The following is a 21,558-nucleotide window of genomic DNA, read 5'->3' as shown; positions in this document are numbered from 1 at the left end:
TCTTCTTTTTTGGGAGGGGGCGAAAAGCATGGCATCCAGCGCGCGCCAGGTTGGGCAGCATTAGCGCTACTTGGACAAAAAACTGCCGAGAGAGCCTCGCCAGTTTTTTGAGAAGTCGTGCGCTATTTCGTTTTTTGCCCGAACAGCTCGCGGATTTTGTGGTGGGCGACAGGAAACGTATACGTGTCCAGCTCGCTCCAGCTGGCAAAACGGGCATGGCCCGGCAGTTCGCCTCCCTCAATCCAGTCACAGGACCAGACCTGCATGTTCCACTGTAGATGGGAAAAGACGTGCTGCACCGCGCCGAGCGGCTCCAGAACCTCGATGTCGATTCCGAATCGTTCGCTGATTCCACGCGCCAGCGCCTCTCTTTTGGCGGCATCTTTTTGCTGCTCTGTCTCCACCATGGGAAACTCCCACATGCCTGCCAACAGCCCCTGATCGGGGCGTTTGTTAATCAGCACCTTGCCGTCGCGTTCGATGATCGCCACTTGCAGATCGACAGGACGGGGCGGTTTCGCTTTGCCCTTGATCGGCAACTCCTCCTGCACACCCTCCTGTCGGGCCATACAGTAATCAAACACGGGACAGGTCAGACAGTGGGGCGAACGCGGCACACAGACCATCGCCCCCAGCTCCATCAGCGCCTGGTTGAAATCGCCCGCTCGGCCCTCCGGGATCACCTGGCGCACGAGATGCTCGATCTTGATGCGGGTAGCGGGCTTGGCAATGTCATCCGTCAAGTACAATAGCCGGGAAAAGACGCGCATGACGTTCCCGTCGACAGCAGGCTCCGGCTTTTCGTAGGCAATGCTTAAAATCGCGCCGGCTGTGTACGGCCCTACGCCTTTCAAGGTGGCGATCTCCTCCGGCGTGTCCGGCACGACTCCCCCGTAGCGGACCGTCACCTCGCGCGCTGCCGCCTGCAAATTGCGGGCACGGGAATAGTAGCCAAGTCCTTCCCACGCTTTTAATACTTCCTCCTCCGGTGCTTGTGCCAAATCGACCACCGTCGGAAATTTTTCCATGAAATTCATATAATAAGGCTTAACGGTTTCGACTCTCGTCTGCTGCAGCATGATTTCCGACACCCAGACCCGATAGGGGTCACGGTTGATCCGCCATGGCAGGTCCCGCTTCTGCGAGTCGTACCAGGCTAGCAAATCGCGCGAAAAGCCGAAGACGTGAAATTCCTCCGGGAGAGTGTACCGCAAGCCGGTTTCTTTTTTCCTTGCCATTTCTTCGTCGTCTGCTCCTTCTATTGTGGTAACGCGGCTGGACGAAACGCCCAAACGTGCAGCTTGTCCGCTCCGCCCGATACACAGTCGCAAAACGCGCGGTCTGCCAAGCGGTGTGCCTTGATCTGTTCGTATGCGCGCACAGTCTCAACTTCAAAGGCTTCGACAAACAAACCCGGCTGATCCAGCCCTTCCATACAGCGGTACTGGCGCGCGCCCAACGCTTCCATGCGTTCAGCCATGGATGCGAGCAGCCGCAGAGCCTGATCCCGTTTGTCCGATTGCAGCTTGTACTCGATAAACACGGTTAACATGCGAGATGTCCCTCCTTGCTCGTATTCATCATACCCTTTTTGCAAAAGCGGGAACAAGCTCACAATTTTTTTCAGCAGGGGAGAGAATTATGTCGCCTCACACGCTATAATAAACAATAACAACAGTCTGGAAGGAAAGGAGGAAAACAACGATTTCATGGATACTGCCACACACTTTGCCATGGGCTTCGGATTGGCCGGGCTCGCCTACCTTGATCCTGTCGTCGCTTCTTCTCCCTCGCTTGCGGCAGCTGTTATGATCGGAACGGTCATCGGTTCGCAAGCACCCGATCTGGATGGGTTGGTCCGCCTCCGCGGTACAGCTGCCTATATACGCAACCATCGGGGCGTTTCTCACTCTGTACCGGCCTTGTTTGTCTGGACAGGAGCTATTTTTGTCCTCATTCAGGCATTAATGCCGCAGACCGACTGGCTTCATCTGCTAGCCTGGATCTTTCTGGCAGTCTGCCTGCACGTTTTCGTCGATTTGTTTAATTCCTATGGCACAAAGGGCTTGTATCCGTTTCGCGATAAATGGGTCGCCCTCAACGCCATTTTCATTTTTGACCCGTTCATATTTGCCGCCCATCTCGTCGGCTTCATGCTCTGGGCAGCAGGCGCACATCCCGGGCGGAGCTTTCTCTTGATTTACCTCGTGATCGCCCTGTATTACTCTTGGCGCTGCCAAGTGCAAAAGCGGACGACCGAGCTGGTGCGCGCACGCATCGGCAAGCCTGGCATGTACACCATCATCCCTACCCTTTCCTGGACGCACTGGACCTTTGTCGCCAAAACCGAGCAGCACTGGTACGTGGGCGAGGTGCATTCCGGCGACGTGGTGATTTTGGACACTTTCTCCATCAAGCCTGAAAACGAAGTGATTGCCGCCGCCAAAAAAAGCTCCAACGTCCAATCCTTTCTCGCCTTCACACACCATGCTCACGTAGAAACGAAGGAACGCCCCTTCGGCTACGAAGTCAAATGGATTGATCTGCGCTACCGTTCCCGTTTTCAAGGCAAGAGCCATTACATGTTCGTCGCCGTGGTCCATCTCGATTACGAGCTGAATATCAAGGACTCCTTCGTCGGCTGGATTCACCGCGGAGAGGAGCAGCTCGCGAAAAAGCTGGCCTCGAAGCGACAGCTCGGGTAGCTCGCAAGCCACGACCGCAAAACCGCTCTTTTCAGGAAAAAGGGTGGTTTTTTTTTGCAACTGAGCTGCTCCATGCTCCCTCCGTTATTTCGAATGTCCAAACTGCCAGATCGTATGGCTCAGACTGCCGTAGCGAAAGCTCATATGCAGCCGCTGCGCCGCGCGCTCGTCATCGGCCGCCCCCATCACGTAAATGAGCGGTACAAAATGCTCGCTTCCGTAGACGGGCACCGCTTTGTCCGCATGCGGCGCAAGCTCGCGATAACGCGCCAAATCCTCGATCTGCCACGCGGTCAACGTCTGCTGGAGCCAGTCTTCGAACTCCAGAGCCCAGTCGAAGGCACCGTCCGACGTCTCGCGCAAGTTGAGGTAGGAGAAGTTGTGGATCGTACCGCCAGAGCCGATAATCAGTACGTCTTTTTGCCGCAGAGGACTGAGGGCCTTGCCGATCATGTACTGCTGCATGACAGTCAAATTCGGATTGACGGACAGGGCCACGACAGGCACATCGGCTTGCGGGAACAGATGGCGCAGCACGACCCAGTGACCGTGGTCGAGCCCTCTTGTCGTATCCAGGACGACAGGCACGCCAGCGTCCCGTAACAGCTGCGCTACCTCCTGCGCCACGGCAGCGTCGCCTTTTGCCGGGTACTGAATCTCGTACAGTTCTTGCGGAAAGCCGCCAAAATCGTGGATCGTGGGAAACGTCTCCATCGTACCCACCATCTGGTCAACAGCTTCCCAGTGAGCGGAAAACATCACGATCGCGCGCGGACGGCGCGGCCATTGGCTGGACAACTGTTGCAAGGCTTGGGTATAGGCATTGTTTTCCAGCGCAAGCAGCGGAGCGCCATGGGCAACGAACAAAGCCGGCAGCATGAGAAACACCTCTCTTTATTTTTTAAATTAAGTTACTTTTAGTAAGTATTATAACGGATCTTCGCTCGCCTGACCATCCTGCGGAAAAAAGAAAGTCCGGCTCGCCCCAAGTCCAGCGCCGATGCTTTCTCACGGGCAGCTAGCCTCTTTTTCGGATACGATAAAAAAGGCTTGCCGCCATACAGATGCGACAAGCCTTTATGATTGCAAAAAGAACCAGGATTACTTCGCAGCAGCGAAACGCTTGCTTACTTCTTCCCAGTTTACTACGTTCCAGAACGCGTTGATGTAGTCAGGGCGTTTGTTTTGGTAGCGCAGGTAGTAAGCATGCTCCCACACGTCCAGACCGAGAATAGGCGTTTTGCCTTCCATGATCGGGCTGTCTTGGTTAGGAGTGGAGGAGATGGCTACTTTGCCGCCTTCAGCAGTCAGCCAAGCCCAGCCGGAACCGAAGCGAGTAGTAGCTGCTTTGGCGAATTCAGCCTTGAAGTTATCGAAGCTGCCAAAAGCTGCGTTGATCGCATCAGCCAGTTCGCCGGTTGGTGCGCCGCCGCCGTTCGGGCTGAGGATTTCCCAGAACAGGGTGTGGTTGGCATGTCCACCGCCGTTGTTGCGAACAGCCGTGCGGATGGATTCAGGCAAAGCGTCCAGGTTGCTAATCAACTCTTCCACGCTTTTTTGTTGCAGGTCAGGATAAGCTTCCAGAGCTGCGTTCAGGTTGTTCACATAAGTAGCATGGTGACGTCCGTGGTGGATCTCCATGGTTTGCGCGTCGATATGAGGTTCCAGTGCATCATGTGCGTAAGGCAATGCAGGAAGTTGATGTGCCATTGTAACATTCCTCCTCAAAATATGTATGGGTCAAGCTACGACTTTATTATACTGCAAGACCACCACTTTTACAACAAATCGGTATGCAAAGTATAGTAATCTAGCATTCTTTTTCGCGATTTCCCGCTTGCAATCAAAAGGGAGAGTGCTAGACTGGGGGTATCCCATCCTAAAAAAACCAGGTGATCGCTATGGACATGGACTTATTGACAGTATTGTTTCTCGCTTTCTTCGGATTTGTCGCCGCTTTCATCGACAGCACGGTCGGCGGCGGCGGCCTTATCTCGCTGCCTGCTCTGCTCGGTCTGGGCATGCCTCCCTATCTGGCGCTCGGCACCAACAAGCTTGCCGGCACGATTTCTTCGGCGACCAGCTCCTTTACCTTTATCCGCTCGGGCAAATACGACAAGAAGCTGATGGGCATTCTCTTCCCGGTTTCGCTCGCAGGCGCCTATTTCGGAGCAAAGACGGTACTGTTCGTTCCCCAGGAGCTGTTGAAGGTGCTCGTCATCGTGATGATGGGGCTGATTTTTGTCTACACCTTGTTCAACAAACGGTTCGGCCAAGACTCCAACTACAAAGGGATGACCAGGTTCACCCTTGGCCTCGGCATTCCTTTTACCTTTTTGATCGGGTTTTACGATGGCTTCTTCGGACCGGGGACCGGTTCTTTTTTCGTTTTTTTGATGGTGCTGCTGTTCGGCTATGACTTCGTGATCGCGGCCGGAAACGGGCGGATTTTGAATCTGGCCAGCAACCTCTCTGCGCTGTTCGTCTTCTATCTGGAGGGCAAGGTCATTTTTCTGACCGGGCTTGTCATGGGGGTTGCCATGCTGCTCGGCGCCAGCATCGGCGCCAGGGTCGCCATCAAAACCGGCGTTCGCTACGTCCGTCCGCTGTTTTTGATCGTATCCATCGTTCTGATTACGAAAATGATCTACGAGCTGATTTTTTCCCATTCCTAAACAGGCGCCCCTCCACCAGCCGGATCGCGGTATCGTGATCCGGCTTTGTCCTGCCCATGCGAAAAACACGGCTTTCGCCCGTGCAGCTGCCAAATAAAAAAGCCTGGCAATCGCCAAGCTCCCCCCTACTCGTCTTTCCCTTTTCGCTGCTTCAAGCGCACGATGATGCCGTCGATAAGAAGGCCGATGCCCGCTCCGTAAAAAGGGGCTGCGAATCGAGTCCCTTCCCCCATCGGCAGGTCTTTCAAGTACACGACCAGCACACCGGCAATAAAACCGATCATCGTGTAGCGCAGACGGGTCGGTCCCATATCGCCACCCCCTCCGCACTACTTCCCGAATTTATTTGGCATTTTCATGTTTTTCATGGTACGGCTCATTTGTTTCAGCTGTTTTTGGTTGAGATTCATCCCCATGGAACGCGCCATGGCTTGCAGCTGTTTTTCGTCCATCTGCATGTTGGACAGCTGTTTTTTCAAGTAATAGGTGCCTCCGGCAAAACCGCCCACAAGGCCGAGTATCAATGTAACGATCGGGATTACCCAGTTGTACCAAGCCATCAATTCATTACCATCCTCTTTGCGTAGTTACGAACTCTTTCATTGTACCATAGATGGGCATTCTGTACATGACAACGCTTGAAATTGATGAGACTGCCCCAAGCCATCTTGGCCATCCCCCGCATATCCTACTAACAAGAGGTGATGCACAAATGGCTCCTATCCTGATTGTGGACGCCGGGCATGGTGGAGTCGATCCTGGCGGCGGCAACAACGCCCAATTTCTCGAAAAGGATATGACTCTGCAAATTTCTTTGTATCAGTTCAATCGCTTCAAGGAACTGAACATTCCGGTCGCGATGACGCGAACAAGCGATACGACGCTGTCGAGCGATGCACGGACAGCGCTTGTCCGAAACAGCGGCGCCCGCTACTGCCTATCCAACCATATCAACGCAGGCGGCGGACGAGGGTCGGAGGTCATCTATTCGATCTATGGCTCCGCCGCATTCCCCCGCATGATCCAGGAGGAGCTGGAAGCGGAAGGAATGCCCAATCGCCGGATTTTCACCCGAACGCTCCCGAACAACCCCAGTCTGGACTACTACTACATGCACAGGGAAACCGGCAGCGTCGAAACGGTTATTATCGAATACGGCTTCGCCGACAACCCGCTGGACGCCGATAAGCTCGTCAAGGACTGGAAACAGCTCGCCGAAGCGGTTGTCCGCGCTTTTTGCGAATATGCCAAGCTGCCCTACCGTCCTCCCGTCGCACCTACACCTGCTCCTACCCCCGCTCCAACGCCAGCACCGACTCCCGCCCCCACCCCGTCGCCCACGACTACTCCCAGCCCTGGAAATGGAGGTGGAGGAACGTTGCCGGATTGGAAACAGGAAGGAATCGACTGGATGTTTGATCAGGGCCTTTTGACCAATGAAGACTGGCGGAACCAGGCTGACAAGCCATTGCCGCTCTGGGCGGAGGCCATCATCTTGAAGCGTCTGTATGAGCAATTGAAAAAATAAAACAGGAGGCAGGATCACATGGGCTTTGATCTCGGTTTGATCATCGCTTTCGCCCTGGCAGGCACCGCTACCTTGTCGGATGTGCTTCGCATCCCCAAAAAGCTGCGCAGTTGGGTAGCGGTTGTCTTGATTGTCGGGCTGTACACGGCCAACCAATGGCTGTATTCGCCGAACTTTGACTGGAAAACAGCGCTGATGGAAGGCGTAACAGCGGGCCTGGCCAGTGTCGGTATTCACTCGTCCGCGAAAAATACGATCGAGCAAGTCAGCAATAGCAGAAACAAGAAAAACAATTCTCAATCTGCCGTATAACGGGTCAGCGGCGTATCCGCCAGACCTGAATAGTTTTTCCTGGCCGGCACACTCAACACCTCGTCCTCCGGGAAGCGATAGGCGGTGAGCATTCCGCCAAACACGCAGCCCTGGTCGATGTTGATGGTGCCGTTTTTTCGTTTCGGCTCCGGGTGGGGATCGTGTCCCCAAACGATGAGCGGGCTTGTGGCCTTGCGTTCCTTCGCCCACTCCCTGCGGATCGGGCGGCCATCCGGTCCGGTTCCGGCTACGTCCCCGTACCGACAAAACGTATAGACTGCCGGCGAATCCATGCCGATGTAGTCATCCTTGATTCCTGCATGGACGGCAACGGCTTCCAGCTTGTCATGGCGGCGAATCATCATGTGCGATGGCGAGGAGAATAAGAGGCGCCGACTCTGCTCCCGCAAAAGAGACGCTTTTTTCGGTCCAAACTCTTGCTGGTAGAGACGCAGCTCCTCCTCTACCTTTTCATCGCCGTGCGCCAGTGTCACCGGCCTTCCGTCCAGCCAGCGCGCGATTTTCCAGCCGTGATTGCTGTCTACCATCTCCGCTAGCCCGGCTGTAACGTGGAGGTGGAAAAATTGCAGCATCTTGATGGAATGCGGCCCGCGGCTTGTAATGTCTCCGAGGGAAAGGAGCTTTCGGCCCTGCGGGTGACGATAGGTGCCGTCCCGGCTCCGTTCGTACCCCAGGCGCTGGATCAATTCCATAAACTCGTCGTAGCAGCCGTGGATATCTCCGATGATGTCCACGCCATGATCCGCCGAAAACACCTTGGAGCGTGTCTGAGGTTTGTGCCTCATAGCCCGTCCCCTCCTTTCCCAATCTATTACTTACTATCTTTACCACATCCGCAAAAAAAACTCAAAAAAGCTCCCCGTCACGAGGAGCTTTTTTCGCCGTTTTCCCTTTCGTATCAACCAAGATGATGTGTGTGGACGTAAATGGCCGCCTGGGTGCGATCCTCGACATTCAGCTTGGCAAGGATATTGCTGACGTGCGTCTTTACCGTTTTGATTCCGATAATCAGCTCGTCGGCAATTTCCTGGTTGGACTTGCCCTGGCCGATCAGCTTCAATACCTCCAGCTCGCGCGGGGTTAGCTGCTCGTGCGGGTGCGATTCCTGTCCATGGCGGAAGCGGGCCATGATTTTTCCTGCCACGCGCGACTCCAGTACAGGCTCTCCGGCTGCTGCCGAGCGGATCGCTCTGGCGATTTCGGCCGCGCGCGAGGTCTTGAGCAAATAACTGAACGCCCCCGCTTCAATGACCGGATATACTTTTTCGTCGTCAATAAAGCTGGTGAGGACGATAACTTTGCTGGCGGGACAAGCTTCGCGAATGCGCCGGGTTGCTTCCACGCCGCCAATGCCTTCCATGACCAGATCCATGAGCACGACATCCGGCCGCAGTTCTGCCGCCAGCCGCACGCCTTCTTCTCCGCTGGCCGCTTCTGCTACCACTTCGATATCCTCCTCGGTTGACAGGTAGGCAGCCAGTCCCATCCGCACCATCTCATGATCGTCTACCAGTAATACGCGAATCACAGAAATTTCACCCTTCCCGTTCCGGCTGTGACATCAGGGGAATCCGCACCTCAATTTGCGTTCCCTTGCCGACCGCTGAATAAATCTCCATCGAGCCGCCGACCTCTGCCACCCGCTCCTGCATACTGCGCAGACCGTATGACGTCATTTTTTCGCCATCCGGATCAAATCCGACGCCATCGTCCGTCACCCTGAGCCGCACCTGATCCTGCAAGGTAAACAGCTTGACAGCAATCTGGCTGGCTTTGGCATGCCGCAGCGTATTGGACAACGACTCCTGCAAAATCCGGAACAGATGATCCTCGATGCCGCTCGGCAAGCCTTCGATGTCTTCAATCTCCCACGTCAGCTCCATCGCATTTTTCCGCGTCAGCTCATCCAACAGTTCCAAAATCGCTTGCTTCAGCGACTTGTTTTGCAGCGTGGCGGGACGAAGATGCAAGAGCAATGCCCGCATCTCCGCCTGGGCCGCCGCTGCCATTTCTTCCACCAGCTCGATCTGCTGGGCGGCGCGCTGCGGATTTTTCTCCACCAGCCGTCGCATCGCCGCCGTCGTCATGGCGATCGCAAACAGCTGCTGGCTGACGGCATCGTGCAGTTCGCGCGCCAGGCGCTGCCGCTCCTCCGTCACGGCCGCTTGCTTGACTTGCTCAGCCAGGGCCGCATTGTGATTGGACAGACGCTGCAAGGACGCGACCTGCTCTTCCCACTGCGCGGCCAACCGGTTCAATTGCCAGCCCAGCTCGCCGACCTCATCGCCCCCCAGATCAGGCACACGGTAGGAGAGCATCCCCCGCCCCAGCTTCATCGCCGCTTCCCACAGCACGCTGAGCCTTTTCTTCAACAAGTTCCCGGCAATATAGGAGACGATCAGGGCAACCAGCACACCGACCGGAAGCGACACGACAAACGCCGCCAGCTGCACCAGCCCGTCAGGCTGTGCGGGCAAGGCCACTCCCAAATAATCTTCGGCCCACAGAACCACCTTCGGATCGCCGACCAGGCTTTGGTACCAGCGATGAACCTCGGGCATATCCTTCCACACAAAATACAGCCAAAAAAAGCAAACAAACGAAACGATCACTGCACTTCCGGCCAGCAGGACGCCGTAGCGCACGTATTGCCACTGAATACTCGCCAATCGCTGTCGACGCATCCGCCAGTACCTCCTAGATGTACTTGACTTTTATATCGCCGACAAGCAGCGAGATATGGAGATTCACTTTTTGAGCCGCCGTTTCGTACTGGTCAGAGCGAATCATGATACTGCGGTTGATTCCTCCCTGACGGTGGCTCAGCACTTCCAGATCGCCCAGGCTCAGTTCGGCGTTCACGGAAACCGGGAGATCGACAGGAACGTAAATCGTGACATCTCCCACCCAGCCTTCCACGACCAGAAGCGCTTCCTCCTGCATCAGCACGGCGCGGGACAGGTCAATGACCACATCCCCGATCCCGTGCCAGATATGCAGGGCGCCAAGCTCAAACCGTCCGGAGGTCAGATGGTAGTCTCCGATCAGCGAACTGCGGGAATCCCTGGGCAGGATCCGTTCCCGATAGACAGTCTCCCCCTCCGGCAGAGGCAGCTTGCCGCGCGCAGGATTCTTCCATCTGCTCCAGCTGTCCAGCCATTGGGCAGCTTCCTGGCGAATCCCGCTCGCTTGCCTGTGACTCCCTCCGCTGGTGGCGGATGCTGTCCGCTCGTCCGGAACGGAAAACGGCGGCAGAGGGGGACGGTTTCCTCTCTCCCTGGTCTTGCCGCGAATCAAGCGAAAGCCAAAATAAATAAACAGAATAGGCACAGCGAGGTGAAACAAATCGTCCACGCCGATGCCAAACCACATATCGAGCGCAATCATGAGTCCGAAACAAAACAGGAGGCCGCCGCCAATCCGCTTGTTCTGACCCCACAGGCGAACGCCGAAGTAGACAAGCGCCATCGGCCACAGATCAAACAGACCGAACGAAATAATATGCAAGCTGTCTAAGAAAAGGCCGATGCCTGTCAAAATAACCAGGACGCCAGCCAACATTGTGTGCAAGCGGGACAGTTTCACAAAAGTCTCCTCTCTTACGCCCCATGCCGATCGTTTTCCCTTTGTCCGTTCCGACATGTATAGATGAACGCAGGTGGGATATTCAGCAAGGTGAAGTCAGTCTCTACCCAGGGAAAACGCGCCTGCAGCTCAGCCTGAAGTTGTAACGAATATTGGAAGGTAATGAACAGACCGCCTGGTTTCAGTGCGTTTTGCACTTCGTCCAGGATCGCTGTACGCAACTCTTTCGGAAAATTGGCAAACGGCAGGCCGGAAATAATGACATCTGCCTTGCCAAGCTCCAGTTCCTCCAAATATTGTCCGATTTTCGTCGCTTCTTCCTTGACGGGAAGATCCGGAAAGCGCGAGTGGAGAATGGCTCGAAACTGGCTGTCACGCTCCACAAGCACATAGTCCGTATCCGGTTTGATTTTTTGATAAATGGTTTGGGTAAATGCGCCTGTGCCAGGTCCCAGCTCCAAAATGACATCGGTGGAAGCCCAGTTGACGCTGCTCAACATTCGCTTGCATAAATACCGCGAGCTGGGAATCACGCTGCCGATACGTCCAGGCTCCGCAATGAACCTTCGCAAAAAGACCATGAAGTCTGCCAAGAATCGTACCTCCTAGGGGAAAAGCAGCCTGCTGGACAGGCTGCCTGATTGACACACTCTATTCTACAACCATTCCCCCAGTTCCTGTCCAATCAAGATTGTTCCGGCTGGGCGGACACTGGTTTTTTCTCTTGTAACGATGCCTTGATGCTCGCAAGCTCCGCATCCAGATCGTCTTTTTCCAGATCAGACAACGCGGTTTCCCAAGCGAGGTTGCTTTGGCGCCATTGGCCGCTCAGTTGGGCCTCTGCCTCCATGCGCATCACTTTTTCTTCCATGCGAGCGAACCCGCGGCTCGCGGACTGATTGCCAATCCCTGCTACCGCATGATTCACCTGCTTTTGTGTGCGCGCTACCTGCGCCCGTGCCAGGAGCGTGAATTTTTTCGCGCGCATTTTATAGAACTCTTCCTTCAACTCGGCCAGCTTCTCGCGCATTTGCGTAGCGGCCTCGGACGCGGTCCGGTAGAGGGCTTCGTACTCGGCTGCGCGCGCTTCGTACTGCTTTTTGTCCGCAAGGGCGCGGCGGGCAAGCTCGTCTTCCCCTTCCGTCAAGGCGAGCTTGATTTGACGGTCGCGCTTTTCGATCAAAGCGTTCACTTCATCCAGCTGCTGGCGGAATTTCTTTTCCAATGCGACTTGACGGGCCACGGCCACTTCGACTTGTCCGATTTCCACTTCCATGTCGCGCATGTATTGATTCAGCATCACGACCGGATCTTCCATCGCATCCAGGGCATCATTGACCGAAGCTACTGTCAGGTCACGCAGACGTTTGAAAATACTCATGTTTGAATTCCTCCTCATCCTATCACATCGTGTCATTTCATTCAAAAAGCTCTTGCGACATGGTGACTTACAACTGGCGGCGGATGACTTCTTTTTCCCACGCGTCCAGCGCGTCTTCTTTTAATACGGTTTGCGCCCACTGACGCTCCCAGGCCGGTGGCGCTTCCTTGGGGACGTGGCCAGGGCGCAGCAAGCGATACCCCAGATACATCACGCCAATGGCCAGCAAGCCATGAAACAGCAGATGAAGCTTGCCGATCAGCATCAGGAACCCGAGCAGGAAGATCACGATTCCCCAAAAACGCGAACCGGATCGACCCATGATCTTTCGAGCGCCGTACAGCATGATGATCGCGGGAACCAATATCCCGAGCAGATCACCAAAGTCGATCCCTACCTGATCCAGGAGAACCAACCCGCCGATCAGCAAGAGAACCAGCCCGAGCAAAACCTTTCCAGACCGTTCGCTCATTGCTCGCTTCCCTCCTATCGTCTCTTGCGTGTGGTGCTTTGTTGAACCTTATGCCATTATTGTAGTCCCCGGCATAGGCTCCCCATAACGGGCGTGCGGTTGGTTTTTCCCTCCGTCCCTGGACGGAGAGCCTTTCCTGCCACAATCGGACGAGCCTGCTCCTGCCCATTTCGTCATCCAGCGCTTGCCTTGTCGAAGCCAATCGTTACAGCATCAGACAAAATTTTGTGACAAAAAGATGAACAAGCCGTTACAAAAGAGGGAAAACGGGAAAAGCGTAGAATCTTCGTAAAGTGCGTGTAAAAAAACATCGAAAATAGCCGAATTCCGCAAGACGGAAGCGGGGGAACCAGTTTTTTGGGGTGAATGGTTGTCTGTTGGCAATCTAGGGCGTCCTTTCGACCGAACCCTTCAGCTAACTTCGTAGGCTCACGAAAGGAGCAGTTTCTTTTGCGCAAGATGGTACTTTCTTTACTTATGGCCGGAATACTTACAATGGGGGCCGGCGCTGCACATGCAGCTGAGAGCGCGACACTCGAAGACGTGGTCAGCGAGCTGTATGGCGTCCCTTACAAATCATCCGGTACGTCTAAAAAGGGCTTTGACTGCTCCGGTTTCACACGCTACGTATTTGATGCGTTAGGTGTAGACCTGCCTCACAATTCTGCCGCCCAGTATGAACTGGGGACAGCGGTTGCCAAGAAAGACTTGCAGCCTGGAGATCTTGTGTTCTTCAATACCAATGGACGAAGCATCTCACACGTAGGCATCTACATCGGGAACGGCACATTCGTGCATTCGGAATCGGGCCGCGGCGTCGTCAACACCAAGTTGAACGACCCCTACTACTGGAGCAAGCGTTATGTTGGCGCCAAGCGCATCAACACACCTGTTCTGGAAGCGGCAGCTCCGAAAAAGGAAAACGCGGTGCAAGCTGCATCGTTGCCGGAAAATCAAGCACAAAAGAAGTAGTTCGGCAAAAAATAAAAGCCAGGGACAACACGTCTCTGGCTTTTTCTGTCGAAATTTAGGACCAGGTCTAAAGAGGTGGCCCTACCTGTCCGGAAAACGGCATGAATGGGCCGATACTTGTCCTTATCGCGTGAATACATGATATGATAGACAGGATTAGTCCTGTAGGCCATACCGCTTATTCATCTTCATTATATAGAAGCAACTGGGGGTAATTCCGGTGAAAGAACATATTTTAATCGTGGACGACAATCAGGAGATTATTGAACTGCTGGAAGATATTTTGGAGAGCGAAGGCTTTCAGGTTTCCTCTGCGGAAAATGGCGACGACGCACTTGCCCTCCTGAGCCAGGGGGAGCGGCCCAATCTCATTTTGCTCGATATCATGATGCCGAACATGAGCGGCTACGAGCTGTGTTCGCAAATCCGTCGCGAATGGGATTTGCCCATCTTGTTTCTCAGCGCGAAAAGTAAGGCGGTAGACAAAGTCGTCGGCTTCGAAATCGGCGCCGACGATTACATTACGAAGCCGTTTGACACGGAGGAACTGCTGGCTCGCATCCGCGCCCATCTGAGACGCTACGAGCGCATCCGCAAGCATACCGAGGAGCAGCCGGAAAAAGAAACGTCCAGTTCCCCGATCACGGTCCTGAAATTCAAGGATTTGGAAATCCATAAAGAAACGTACTCCGTCTATGTCAACGGCAAAAAAATCGAGCTGTCCACGAAGGAGTTTCAGCTCCTGACGTTCCTCGCTGAACATGCAGGCATCGTGTTCACGCGGGAGCAAATTTACGACCGCGTCTGGGGATACGGCTACGGCTCCCTTAACACGGTAACGGTACACATCAAGAACTTGCGCGAAAAGCTGGAAACAGAACGGCAGTTCATTAAAACACAATGGGGGACAGGCTACGTATTCATCGGGGAGAAGTTGTAGATGAGTCTTCGCAAAAAGCTTTTTCTTTCTTTTATCGCCTTGATTACCCTCAACATCCTGCTGTTCAAGTTCGTCTTCCAGGACATCATCGTCGAGCAATTGAAAAACGACCGTCACAACCAGTATCAATATGAAAAAGAAGCGGCAGAAAAGGTCCGGCTCAACCAGTTGCTGCTCTCCAGCAACTTCAAGGACCCGATCGAACGGCAGGAGCTGGAGAAACAACTGCCGCAAGACATCATGTACCGGATGGTTGTCAAGGACGCGAACGGCAACACGATCTACGACAGGCCGTCGCACGCCTACACCTTGAAGATGCCTTCCTCTTCTGCCAGCCAGCCTGCTGCCAAGATAAGCGATCTGAAAGTCGTCGCCGAGTATCATTTTCAACAGGAACCGCCCCGTGAAGGCGAAATCGTCATCTACTTCTACACGGACGATAACGATATCATGGCTACGACCGGAGTCTCCATGATGCTCTGGTTTATTTACGGAAGCCTTGTCCTGGTCGGTCTGCTGCTGCTCGCCTTGTTCGTCCGCTGGATTTTGCGTCCGGTCAATGAGCTGTCCCGCGTGACGCAGGAAATTCGCGAGGGCAAACGGCTCGTGACGTTTACGTATCGCTCCCATGACGAGTTTGGACAACTGTTCCGCTACTTTGGCGATATGGTCGACGAGTTGCGCTTTTCCGAAGAAAGGCAATCGGAAATGATCGCCTCCATCGCCCATGATTTTCGCACGCCGCTGACCACGATCAAGGGCTACGCCTCGTATATCGGCTCCGGCCGGGTTACGGACTTGACGCGGATTCAGAAGCAAATGAGCAAAATCGAAGTGAAGACGAGCGATCTGGAAAAACTGCTGGACGAATTGCAGGACTTTACGGTGCAAAGCACAGAAGTGCGACTCAACATTAGCCGCATTCATGTGAAAGGATTTATGAAAGGAATTATCGAGGACTACCTCGCGCGAATCAAGGAAGCCGGATTGACCTTCCACTGGAAACTGCGCGTGTCCAATGAGCTGCACATCGAGGCCGATGAAACCAAGCTGCGCCGCGTCATGGAAAACCTGTTGAACAACGCGATTCACTACAACAAGCCGAATGGCTCCATTTTGCTTACCTGCGACCAGCGGGAAGGCCACGTGCTGTTCTCCGTCATCGACAAAGGGGAGGGAATCGCCGCCGAGGATTTGCCCAAGATCTTCAACAAGTTTTACCGTGCGGAAAAGTCCCGCAACCGCAACAATGGCGGCACGGGACTTGGACTGACCATCTGCCAAAGCATCGTGCGCCACCACGGCGGCGAGCTCACGGTCAACAGCGAACAGGGAATAGGCAGCAGCTTCTCCTTCACCATTCCCTTTTATCACAAGTAGTTTATATAGATTTATGCGCAGTTCATTTATTTTTTATATTTCTCTGTTACAGTATCTCTTGTAAGCATATTGCTTTCAGTGATAAATAACCCCCAGTTCGGTATCTGGCGCATCACGGCGAAACCGTAGTGCAAGGATGCCTCTTTTTTTGCCTTACTCGCGCTTTTCCAGGCGCATCGGCAATCCGTTTTTCGGACGCAGCGTCACGAGCGGCTCCGGCTCCACTACCTGTCCCGGTTCTGTCAGCCGCAGACGGTAGCGCTGTGCGATCGTCGTCAAAAGCAAAGCAGCCTCCATCAGGGCAAAGTTGTTCCCGATACAAATGCGCGGCCCTCCCCCAAACGGAAAATAGGCATACGTCGGGTTGCGCTTCAGCAGATCGCCCGCGAATCGCTCCGGCATAAACTCATCCGGTTTGTCGTAGTAGCGCTCCAGACGATGCATGACAAACTGGCTCATCATCAGCGTCTCGCCGGGCTGATACGTATGCTCGCCGATTTCCACCTCTTTTACCACTTCCCGATTGATTGTCCAGGCAGCCGGATACAGTCTCAGCGTTTCCGAAACGATATTGCTTGTGTAGACGAGCTTCGGCAAATCTTCGACCGCAGGCAGCCTGCCGTCCAATACAGTCGCAAGCTCCTCGTGCAGCTTGGCCTCGACCTGCGGATGAGTCGCCAACAAATAAAAGATCCACGACATCGTGTTGGCTGTCGTCTCGTGACCCGCCACGAAAATCGTCATGACCTCGTCTCTCACCTGCTCGTCTGTCATCCCCTGGCCGTCGTCCTCATCCCGCGCCGCGAGAAGCATCCCCAACAGATCGTCCTGTCTGTCGTCTTGGCTGCTTCGCCTTTCTTCGATCAAGGAATAAATCGTTTGATCCAGCGTTTCATTCGACTCCAGAAACTGTCGATTGCTTTTTGTCGGAACAGACAGCGGAATGTCGATGAAGGACGAAGCTCTTTTCGCGACATATTTCAGTCCGACGTCGATGGCCTGTCCGATTTTGTCGGCCCCCTCCTTGATGCTTTTCCCAAACATCGTTTCGGTAATGATCGCCAGCGTCACCCGCATCATATCGTCGTGGATATCACGCACTTCGCCTGCTTTCCAATCGTCCATCAGCTCGACAGCCTGGCGCACCATCACCTGCCCGTAGCCGGCAATCCGCTCCCGGTGAAAAGCCGGCTGCATCAATCGGCGCTGGCGCATGTGCTTCTGGCCTTCGCTGGTGAGAATGCCGTCGCCTACTACCGCTCTGGCGACCTGCAAGCCTTTTCCTTTCTTGAAATGATCCTGCTTGGTCACAAGCACTTCTTTGATCTGGTCGGGGTTGGTCAGCAAATAGACATGCCGCTTCGGGCCAAAACGAAAGTGAACGACCTCGCCGTGTTCGGCAACGGCCTCGCGGATAAACTGGAGCGGGTCTTTGCGAAACGCAAGCAAATTGCCCGAAATCGGCAAACCGCGTGGCCCTGAGATTGTCACCACCATGAAAATCCTCCTCCTATGCTTCGATTCGATCACCGATAGTATCCGGCATGAAAAGGAGTTTATGCGAAAAAAAGCCACCTGAAAGAATCAGGTGGCGAAAATGCTTGCCGTCATTAGCGTGTGACAGACTGCTCCACGCGCAGCAGGCGAGAGGCGATCAGGCGCTCCCGTACCTTGATTCCGATCAGCGCGGCGAGTACCGCTTTGATCACGCCTACGACCAAAAACGGCGTAGCTCCGAACGCAATCGCTTTGTCCCACGGAATGTCCAGCACGTATTTGAGTTGAACGCAGCCGAAGGCGAGCGTCACGAACATGCCGATGATGTTGGCGATGACCGCATGCTTCAGGGTGAAGCCGAGCTTCTCCAAATACAGGCCCGTCACATAGGCAGTGGCGATGAAGCCGAAAATGTACCCGCCCGTTTTGCCGACCAACACTTGCACCCCGCCGCTTGCTTCCGCAAAGACAGGCAAGCCGACCGCACCAAGCAGCACGTAAATCAAAAGAGCGAGCGTGCCGTAGCGACTGCCCAAAATCGTCGCGGCAAGCCCTACCGCCAACGTCTGCCCCGTGAACGGAACCGGAATGAGCGGCAACGGAACGGTCAATTGGGACAGCACGGCCGTGACAGCGGCAAAAATGGCGGACAACAAAAGCCATCTCAAACGTTCGTTTCTCATGCGTAGTAGCCTCCAATGTTAACTAAAAATAGAATAAGGTTAACAAAATGATAATACGCATGCTTGAAAATGTAAATCCCTATGTTTGATCGACGTAGTTTTGCAAACCGACCAGCGATTGAATCGTGTGTTCGATCAACAGCCGCAGGTCGTCGATGTTGCCCTCGTCGATCTTGCGGTGAAAGTCCAGCGTCACGCGGTTCTCCCAGTTTTGCGGCGGCCATTCCATCCGGTGCTCCGGCAGCTTTGCCGACAGCGTCTGGGTAATGTACGGACGCTGTCCCCAGATGTCGTTGAGAATCGCCGTAATCTCTTTTGCCTCGCCGGGCATGTCGTCCGGCTGTTCCAGTTGCATGACAAAATGAATGCAAATCGTGCAGCCGATATGCTCCACGAGCGGCGTTTCCAGTTGCTCCGCGGCTATGTCGGAAAGGCTCGTGCGCAGCTGTATTTGCGCCCGCACGGCACGTTCGTTGTCCGCTTGTCCGGCCAACTGGAAGTCAATCTGGAACAAACGTTGGAACGTCGCCATATCCATGACGTCTGACCGATTGGTAATCGTGATCGCTCCGTCAAAATCGCGGTCGTACACCGCGCCTTCCAGCACCACTCTGATATTGTCAAATACCAGCGGATGAAACATGAGGTGCCCTCCTTTTGTTCTCACGGCCATACCTGTGAACAGGCTTTGGCACGTTTTTCTCCCATTAGCATGCCTGCTTTTTCGCGCATTTGCAAGCAAGAGCAGACTTCCCCATGGCGAAAAGCAACCCGGGAGTGGTACGATGAGAGGGAACCAACGTCAGAGGTGACAAACATGTTTCTCATTGGAATTTTAGTCGTCGTTGCGATCTTCGGTGAACTGTTTCACAGGCTGAATCCATGGAAAAAGCCCGAGCCGGCCTATGAGGAGCTGGTCGCGCAAATCAAGGAGGCGGATTGGTACAAGGAGCTTTCGCGCGACGAAGCTTGCCGCCATGTGCTGGAAAACGATCCGCACGTCCAAGCCTACTATGCGGGCACCTATGAAGCCCAGCGCTTGTTGACGCAGGAGGGCTTCCAGCTTGGCCTGATCGACTACGTCAAGGAACAGGCCGCCAAGTCCAAAGCCAAATCTCCCTGAAAGGCAAAGCGCCGCTGTCAGGCACCGGCGCTCAAGGCGTGCACGCACAAAAAAGGCATACCCTCTGGCTTGCAGCCGTTTGGTACGCCTGGTCTATGCTGTATTCATCTGCTCACCGTTTTTGGTGGTAATGCTTGTAGGCGTCGTAGGATGCCTGCTCCTGGCAAGTAAAGCATTCGTTTGCGTACGACTCAGCCTGCTCGTTAATGGTTTGGCCGCAAGCTGCGCAGCACTTTGCTTCGAGATGCCGGAAAAAAGAAGTGATTGGCGTCATCAGGATAACCCCCCGTGTTTTGATATCTGTATTGTACTACAACAGCGTCTGTTTTATAAAAGTTTGTTATAATACATTATGGTGTAATATCTGCTTCTTTCGCTCGCATGCTCTGTTTTACTTCTGTTTTCGCTGTATTCACACATTTTTGTCAATTTCGCATCTGTTGCAACACACGCCTCTAAATCAACAGGTTAAACAAATACGGATCATGCGTGATCTCGACATAGCGAATGCCGTGCTGCTTCATTCGACCAATCAGGGGCTGATAGTCCTCCGGGCCTTTCATCTCGATGCCGACGAGAGCCGGACCGTTTTCCTTGTTGGTTTTTTTCGTGTACTCAAAGCGCGTGATGTCATCGTGCGGACCGAGCACCTTTTCCATGAACTCGCGCAAAGCCCCGGCACGCTGCGGGAAGTTGATAATGAAATAGTGTTTCAAGCCTTCGTGCAGCAAAGACCGCTCCTTGATCTCCTGCATCCGGTCGATATCGTTGTTGCCGCCGCTAATGATGCAGACGACGTTTTTGCCCGCGATCTGATCCTTGTAGTAGTCGAGCGCGGCAATCGCCAAGGCTCCGGCAGGCTCCACCACGATCGCGCTGCTGTTGTACAGCTCCAGGATGGTCGTACATACTTTTCCCTCCGGCACCAGCACGATATCGCTCAGCACGTCACGGCAAATGCTCATGGTCAGCTGCCCGACCTGCTTGACTGCCGCGCCATCCACGAACTTGTCGATTTCTTCGAGCGTCACAACCTCATCGCGCTCCAGCGCCGCCTTCATGGAAGCCGCTCCCGCCGGCTCCACCCCGATGATCTGCGTGTCCGGGCTGATGCCTTTGACATACGTGCCGACCCCTGCCGCCAGACCGCCGCCGCCGATGCTCATGAACACGAAGTCAGCAGGCTCTTCCAGATTGTTCATGATCTCCAGCCCTACCGTGCCTTGTCCTGCCACCACCAGCGGATCGTCGAACGGATGGACGAACGTCCGGTCTTCCTGAAGGCAATAGGTCATCGCTTCTGCGAACGAGTCGTCAAAGGTGTCCCCGATCAGCACGACCTCCACATACGAGCCGCCGAACCGTTTGACCTGGGAAATTTTTTGGCGCGGGGTCGTCGTCGGCATGAAAATCGTGCCCCGGATTTGCAGATGCTGGCACGAGTACGCGACTCCTTGCGCGTGGTTGCCCGCGCTGGCGCACACGACTCCGCGCTCGCGCTCCTCTTCTGACAGGCTGCGCATGAAATGGTACGCTCCGCGAATTTTAAAGGAGCGGACGACCTGCAAGTCTTCCCGCTTCAAATAGACGTTGCAGCCGTAGCGCTCGGACAGCACGTCGTTTTTTTGCAGCGGTGTCTTCTCCACCACGTCTTTCAATCCGTGGTTCGCCACCACAATTTCTTCCACTCTCCCTGTAGGCACGACTCTCATCGTATGCATGTCTCTCATACCCCTTCCTCCTGTTCGTTCTCTCTTTTTTGGGATTGGCGTTGGCCTGTTCCATAGAAAAAGCCTCCGCCCCGCCAGCCGCGCTTGGTTTGCGCACGGCTGGCTGAGGCGAAGGCATCGCGGTACCACTCAGCTTCTCTGTCTTCCTCGCGAAAAACAGACTTGAGAGAAGTTCCACGCCGGGAACTCCCGTCCGGTAACGGAGACGAAAACCGTTGTCCTCTACTTGCCCCCGCTGGCGGGTCGCTTTCCAGGACACTGCTCCAAGGTGATTTTCAAAACAGGCTAGGCGGCCATTCTTTCAGCACGGGGAACGGCTCTCTGTACGCTGCTCACTGTTCCTACTCTTCCTTTTCTACGCAACAACTATCAAACTATTCAAATGATTAGTTACAAATTATAAGGCGGCTCTGTTTCCTTGTCAAACAAAACCAACATCCTGCTTGGGCGCGGGAACAAAAAAAGAGAGCGCACACCATGGTCTGACCCCTGTCAAGTAGACAGATATTAATTGAGGCTGTATTATTAGGCGGCTGTAGCCCTGAATTCCCTAG

At 54.4% G+C, this 21,558-nt stretch carries 26 protein-coding genes, 1 riboswitch and 1 other annotated feature; of the genes, 8 read left to right on the top strand and 18 right to left on the bottom strand.

The annotated features are described in order from the left end of the window. Positions 1-122 precede the first annotated feature (122 nt). Entirely contained in the window at positions 123-1,238 is a 1,116-nt protein-coding gene (gene mutY / locus ACTHO6_RS17785) for an A/G-specific adenine glycosylase (RefSeq protein ID WP_440243079.1), read from the bottom strand. A 20-nt stretch (positions 1,239-1,258) separates the two neighbouring features. Beyond that, positions 1,259-1,552, bottom strand: coding sequence for a hypothetical protein (locus ACTHO6_RS17780; RefSeq protein ID WP_440243078.1), 294 nt, complete (start codon positions 1,550-1,552; stop codon positions 1,259-1,261). A 157-nt stretch (positions 1,553-1,709) separates the two neighbouring features. On the opposite strand from ACTHO6_RS17780, the gene ACTHO6_RS17775 reads away from it, so the two are divergent. Beyond that, positions 1,710-2,705 (top strand): metal-dependent hydrolase, encoded by a 996-nt coding sequence (locus ACTHO6_RS17775; protein ID WP_440243077.1) that lies wholly within the window; start codon positions 1,710-1,712, stop codon positions 2,703-2,705. Positions 2,706-2,789: 84 nt separating this feature from the next. On the opposite strand, the gene ACTHO6_RS17770 is transcribed toward ACTHO6_RS17775, so the two are convergent. Both ACTHO6_RS17770 and ACTHO6_RS17765 read right to left on the bottom strand, forming a co-directional pair. Further along, the gene (locus ACTHO6_RS17770; protein WP_440243076.1) at positions 2,790-3,584 is read right to left on the bottom strand and encodes a dioxygenase family protein; all 795 of its coding nucleotides are present in this window, start codon (positions 3,582-3,584) and stop codon (positions 2,790-2,792) included. 222 nt (positions 3,585-3,806) lie between these two features. Next, entirely contained in the window at positions 3,807-4,415 is a 609-nt protein-coding gene (locus ACTHO6_RS17765) for a superoxide dismutase (RefSeq protein WP_440243075.1), read from the bottom strand. A 191-nt stretch (positions 4,416-4,606) separates the two neighbouring features. Here ACTHO6_RS17765 and ACTHO6_RS17760 point away from each other — a divergent pair, with 191 nt between their 5' ends. Next, positions 4,607-5,380: a TSUP family transporter gene (locus ACTHO6_RS17760; protein WP_440243074.1), complete on the top strand. Its 774-nt coding sequence runs from the start codon at positions 4,607-4,609 to the stop codon at positions 5,378-5,380. Positions 5,381-5,505: 125 nt separating this feature from the next. On the opposite strand, the gene ACTHO6_RS17755 is transcribed toward ACTHO6_RS17760, so the two are convergent. Both ACTHO6_RS17755 and ACTHO6_RS17750 read right to left on the bottom strand, forming a co-directional pair. Continuing rightward, positions 5,506-5,691 (bottom strand): hypothetical protein, encoded by a 186-nt coding sequence (locus ACTHO6_RS17755; protein WP_440243073.1) that lies wholly within the window; start codon positions 5,689-5,691, stop codon positions 5,506-5,508. A gap of 18 nt (positions 5,692-5,709) precedes the next feature. After that, positions 5,710-5,940 carry a YneF family protein gene (locus tag ACTHO6_RS17750; protein ID WP_440243072.1) on the bottom strand — a complete coding sequence of 77 codons (231 nt, stop codon included), beginning with the start codon at positions 5,938-5,940 and terminating at the stop codon, positions 5,710-5,712. Positions 5,941-6,092: 152 nt separating this feature from the next. On the opposite strand from ACTHO6_RS17750, the gene ACTHO6_RS17745 reads away from it, so the two are divergent. Both ACTHO6_RS17745 and ACTHO6_RS17740 read left to right on the top strand, forming a co-directional pair. Further along, the gene (locus ACTHO6_RS17745) at positions 6,093-6,908 is read left to right on the top strand and encodes an N-acetylmuramoyl-L-alanine amidase family protein (RefSeq protein ID WP_440243071.1); all 816 of its coding nucleotides are present in this window, start codon (positions 6,093-6,095) and stop codon (positions 6,906-6,908) included. An 18-nt stretch (positions 6,909-6,926) separates the two neighbouring features. Beyond that, positions 6,927-7,220: a hypothetical protein gene (locus tag ACTHO6_RS17740; protein WP_440243070.1), complete on the top strand. Its 294-nt coding sequence runs from the start codon at positions 6,927-6,929 to the stop codon at positions 7,218-7,220. Here the strand turns inward: ACTHO6_RS17740 and ACTHO6_RS17735 are convergent. From ACTHO6_RS17735 to ACTHO6_RS17705, 7 genes are all read right to left on the bottom strand, one after another. Further along, positions 7,205-8,026 (bottom strand): metallophosphoesterase, encoded by an 822-nt coding sequence (locus ACTHO6_RS17735; RefSeq protein ID WP_440243069.1) that lies wholly within the window; start codon positions 8,024-8,026, stop codon positions 7,205-7,207. The two genes, ACTHO6_RS17740 and ACTHO6_RS17735, sit on opposite strands and share 16 nt — an antisense overlap. 113 nt (positions 8,027-8,139) lie before the next feature. Beyond that, positions 8,140-8,769: a response regulator gene (locus ACTHO6_RS17730; RefSeq protein WP_440243068.1), complete on the bottom strand. Its 630-nt coding sequence runs from the start codon at positions 8,767-8,769 to the stop codon at positions 8,140-8,142. 7 nt (positions 8,770-8,776) lie between these two features. After that, positions 8,777-9,925 (bottom strand): HAMP domain-containing sensor histidine kinase, encoded by a 1,149-nt coding sequence (locus ACTHO6_RS17725; protein ID WP_440243067.1) that lies wholly within the window; start codon positions 9,923-9,925, stop codon positions 8,777-8,779. Positions 9,926-9,938: 13 nt separating this feature from the next. Further along, on the bottom strand, positions 9,939-10,826 hold the full coding sequence (gene liaF, locus ACTHO6_RS17720) for a cell wall-active antibiotics response protein LiaF (protein WP_440243066.1): 888 nt from the start codon (positions 10,824-10,826) through the stop codon (positions 9,939-9,941). Between the two features lie 14 nt (positions 10,827-10,840). After that, positions 10,841-11,419, bottom strand: a complete 579-nt coding sequence (locus ACTHO6_RS17715; protein WP_440243065.1) for a class I SAM-dependent methyltransferase — start codon at positions 11,417-11,419, stop codon at positions 10,841-10,843. A gap of 92 nt (positions 11,420-11,511) precedes the next feature. Continuing rightward, a complete protein-coding gene (locus ACTHO6_RS17710) occupies positions 11,512-12,207 on the bottom strand; it encodes a PspA/IM30 family protein (RefSeq protein WP_440243064.1) in 696 nt (231 codons plus the stop codon). A 67-nt stretch (positions 12,208-12,274) separates the two neighbouring features. Next, positions 12,275-12,679 (bottom strand): LiaF transmembrane domain-containing protein, encoded by a 405-nt coding sequence (locus ACTHO6_RS17705; protein ID WP_440243063.1) that lies wholly within the window; start codon positions 12,677-12,679, stop codon positions 12,275-12,277. Positions 12,680-12,987: 308 nt separating this feature from the next. Beyond that, a riboswitch (cyclic di-AMP (ydaO/yuaA leader) is annotated at positions 12,988-13,125 on the top strand. Positions 13,126-13,129: 4 nt separating this feature from the next. Between ACTHO6_RS17705 and ACTHO6_RS17700 the strand changes: the two genes are divergently transcribed. The 3 genes from ACTHO6_RS17700 (at position 13,130) to ACTHO6_RS17690 (ending at position 15,971) form a co-directional block, all read left to right on the top strand. Continuing rightward, positions 13,130-13,651 (top strand): C40 family peptidase, encoded by a 522-nt coding sequence (locus ACTHO6_RS17700; protein ID WP_440243062.1) that lies wholly within the window; start codon positions 13,130-13,132, stop codon positions 13,649-13,651. A gap of 220 nt (positions 13,652-13,871) precedes the next feature. Continuing rightward, positions 13,872-14,591, top strand: coding sequence for a response regulator transcription factor (locus tag ACTHO6_RS17695; RefSeq protein ID WP_440243061.1), 720 nt, complete (start codon positions 13,872-13,874; stop codon positions 14,589-14,591). Continuing rightward, a complete protein-coding gene (locus ACTHO6_RS17690) occupies positions 14,592-15,971 on the top strand; it encodes a sensor histidine kinase (RefSeq protein WP_440243060.1) in 1,380 nt (459 codons plus the stop codon). 153 nt (positions 15,972-16,124) lie between these two features. On the opposite strand, the gene ACTHO6_RS17685 is transcribed toward ACTHO6_RS17690, so the two are convergent. From ACTHO6_RS17685 to ACTHO6_RS17675, 3 genes are all read right to left on the bottom strand, one after another. Next, entirely contained in the window at positions 16,125-17,468 is a 1,344-nt protein-coding gene (locus ACTHO6_RS17685; protein WP_440243059.1) for a cytochrome P450, read from the bottom strand. A 113-nt stretch (positions 17,469-17,581) separates the two neighbouring features. Continuing rightward, on the bottom strand, positions 17,582-18,151 hold the full coding sequence (locus ACTHO6_RS17680) for a biotin transporter BioY (RefSeq protein ID WP_440243058.1): 570 nt from the start codon (positions 18,149-18,151) through the stop codon (positions 17,582-17,584). A 79-nt stretch (positions 18,152-18,230) separates the two neighbouring features. Next, positions 18,231-18,794: a hypothetical protein gene (locus tag ACTHO6_RS17675; protein WP_440243057.1), complete on the bottom strand. Its 564-nt coding sequence runs from the start codon at positions 18,792-18,794 to the stop codon at positions 18,231-18,233. Between the two features lie 174 nt (positions 18,795-18,968). On the opposite strand from ACTHO6_RS17675, the gene ACTHO6_RS17670 reads away from it, so the two are divergent. Beyond that, positions 18,969-19,274 carry a hypothetical protein gene (locus ACTHO6_RS17670; RefSeq protein WP_440243056.1) on the top strand — a complete coding sequence of 102 codons (306 nt, stop codon included), beginning with the start codon at positions 18,969-18,971 and terminating at the stop codon, positions 19,272-19,274. 112 nt (positions 19,275-19,386) lie between these two features. Here the strand turns inward: ACTHO6_RS17670 and yhfH are convergent, their stop codons facing one another. Continuing rightward, positions 19,387-19,548, bottom strand: a complete 162-nt coding sequence (gene yhfH, locus ACTHO6_RS17665) for a protein YhfH (protein WP_440243055.1) — start codon at positions 19,546-19,548, stop codon at positions 19,387-19,389. Positions 19,549-19,729: 181 nt separating this feature from the next. After that, positions 19,730-20,995 carry a threonine ammonia-lyase IlvA gene (gene ilvA / locus ACTHO6_RS17660; RefSeq protein WP_440243113.1) on the bottom strand — a complete coding sequence of 422 codons (1,266 nt, stop codon included), beginning with the start codon at positions 20,993-20,995 and terminating at the stop codon, positions 19,730-19,732. 110 nt (positions 20,996-21,105) lie between these two features. Next, positions 21,106-21,371: a binding site (T-box leader), on the bottom strand. Positions 21,372-21,558 lie beyond the last annotated feature (187 nt).

Origin of the sequence: Brevibacillus sp. SAFN-007a (genome assembly GCF_051967035.1) — a bacterium.
Lineage (GTDB): Bacteria > Bacillota > Bacilli > Brevibacillales > Brevibacillaceae > Brevibacillus.
Note: the sequence above shows the minus strand (reverse complement) of the source record. Positions and strands in the feature narration are given on the sequence as shown.

Excerpts from the sequence above, each read along its gene's own strand:
- ACTHO6_RS17735 (WP_440243069.1), bottom strand. The coding sequence starts at position 8,026 with ATGAGGCACAAACCTCAGACACGCTCCAAGGTGTTTTCGGCGGATCAT.
- ACTHO6_RS17680 (WP_440243058.1), bottom strand. The coding sequence starts at position 18,151 with ATGAGAAACGAACGTTTGAGATGGCTTTTGTTGTCCGCCATTTTTGCC.
- ACTHO6_RS17740 (WP_440243070.1), top strand. The coding sequence starts at position 6,927 with ATGGGCTTTGATCTCGGTTTGATCATCGCTTTCGCCCTGGCAGGCACC.
- mutY (WP_440243079.1), bottom strand. The coding sequence starts at position 1,238 with ATGGCAAGGAAAAAAGAAACCGGCTTGCGGTACACTCTCCCGGAGGAA.
- yhfH (WP_440243055.1), bottom strand. The coding sequence starts at position 19,548 with ATGACGCCAATCACTTCTTTTTTCCGGCATCTCGAAGCAAAGTGCTGC.
- ACTHO6_RS17780 (WP_440243078.1), bottom strand. The coding sequence starts at position 1,552 with ATGTTAACCGTGTTTATCGAGTACAAGCTGCAATCGGACAAACGGGAT.
- ACTHO6_RS17765 (WP_440243075.1), bottom strand. The coding sequence starts at position 4,415 with ATGGCACATCAACTTCCTGCATTGCCTTACGCACATGATGCACTGGAA.
- ACTHO6_RS17710 (WP_440243064.1), bottom strand. The coding sequence starts at position 12,207 with ATGAGTATTTTCAAACGTCTGCGTGACCTGACAGTAGCTTCGGTCAAT.
- ACTHO6_RS17770 (WP_440243076.1), bottom strand. The coding sequence starts at position 3,584 with ATGCTGCCGGCTTTGTTCGTTGCCCATGGCGCTCCGCTGCTTGCGCTG.
- ilvA (WP_440243113.1), bottom strand. The coding sequence starts at position 20,995 with ATGCATACGATGAGAGTCGTGCCTACAGGGAGAGTGGAAGAAATTGTG.
- ACTHO6_RS17775 (WP_440243077.1), top strand. The coding sequence starts at position 1,710 with ATGGATACTGCCACACACTTTGCCATGGGCTTCGGATTGGCCGGGCTC.
- ACTHO6_RS17750 (WP_440243072.1), bottom strand. The coding sequence starts at position 5,940 with ATGGCTTGGTACAACTGGGTAATCCCGATCGTTACATTGATACTCGGC.
- ACTHO6_RS17705 (WP_440243063.1), bottom strand. The coding sequence starts at position 12,679 with ATGAGCGAACGGTCTGGAAAGGTTTTGCTCGGGCTGGTTCTCTTGCTG.
- ACTHO6_RS17675 (WP_440243057.1), bottom strand. The coding sequence starts at position 18,794 with ATGTTTCATCCGCTGGTATTTGACAATATCAGAGTGGTGCTGGAAGGC.
- ACTHO6_RS17760 (WP_440243074.1), top strand. The coding sequence starts at position 4,607 with ATGGACATGGACTTATTGACAGTATTGTTTCTCGCTTTCTTCGGATTT.
- ACTHO6_RS17745 (WP_440243071.1), top strand. The coding sequence starts at position 6,093 with ATGGCTCCTATCCTGATTGTGGACGCCGGGCATGGTGGAGTCGATCCT.
- ACTHO6_RS17685 (WP_440243059.1), bottom strand. The coding sequence starts at position 17,468 with ATGGTGGTGACAATCTCAGGGCCACGCGGTTTGCCGATTTCGGGCAAT.
- ACTHO6_RS17690 (WP_440243060.1), top strand. The coding sequence starts at position 14,592 with ATGAGTCTTCGCAAAAAGCTTTTTCTTTCTTTTATCGCCTTGATTACC.
- ACTHO6_RS17725 (WP_440243067.1), bottom strand. The coding sequence starts at position 9,925 with ATGCGTCGACAGCGATTGGCGAGTATTCAGTGGCAATACGTGCGCTAC.
- ACTHO6_RS17755 (WP_440243073.1), bottom strand. The coding sequence starts at position 5,691 with ATGGGACCGACCCGTCTGCGCTACACGATGATCGGTTTTATTGCCGGT.
- ACTHO6_RS17670 (WP_440243056.1), top strand. The coding sequence starts at position 18,969 with ATGTTTCTCATTGGAATTTTAGTCGTCGTTGCGATCTTCGGTGAACTG.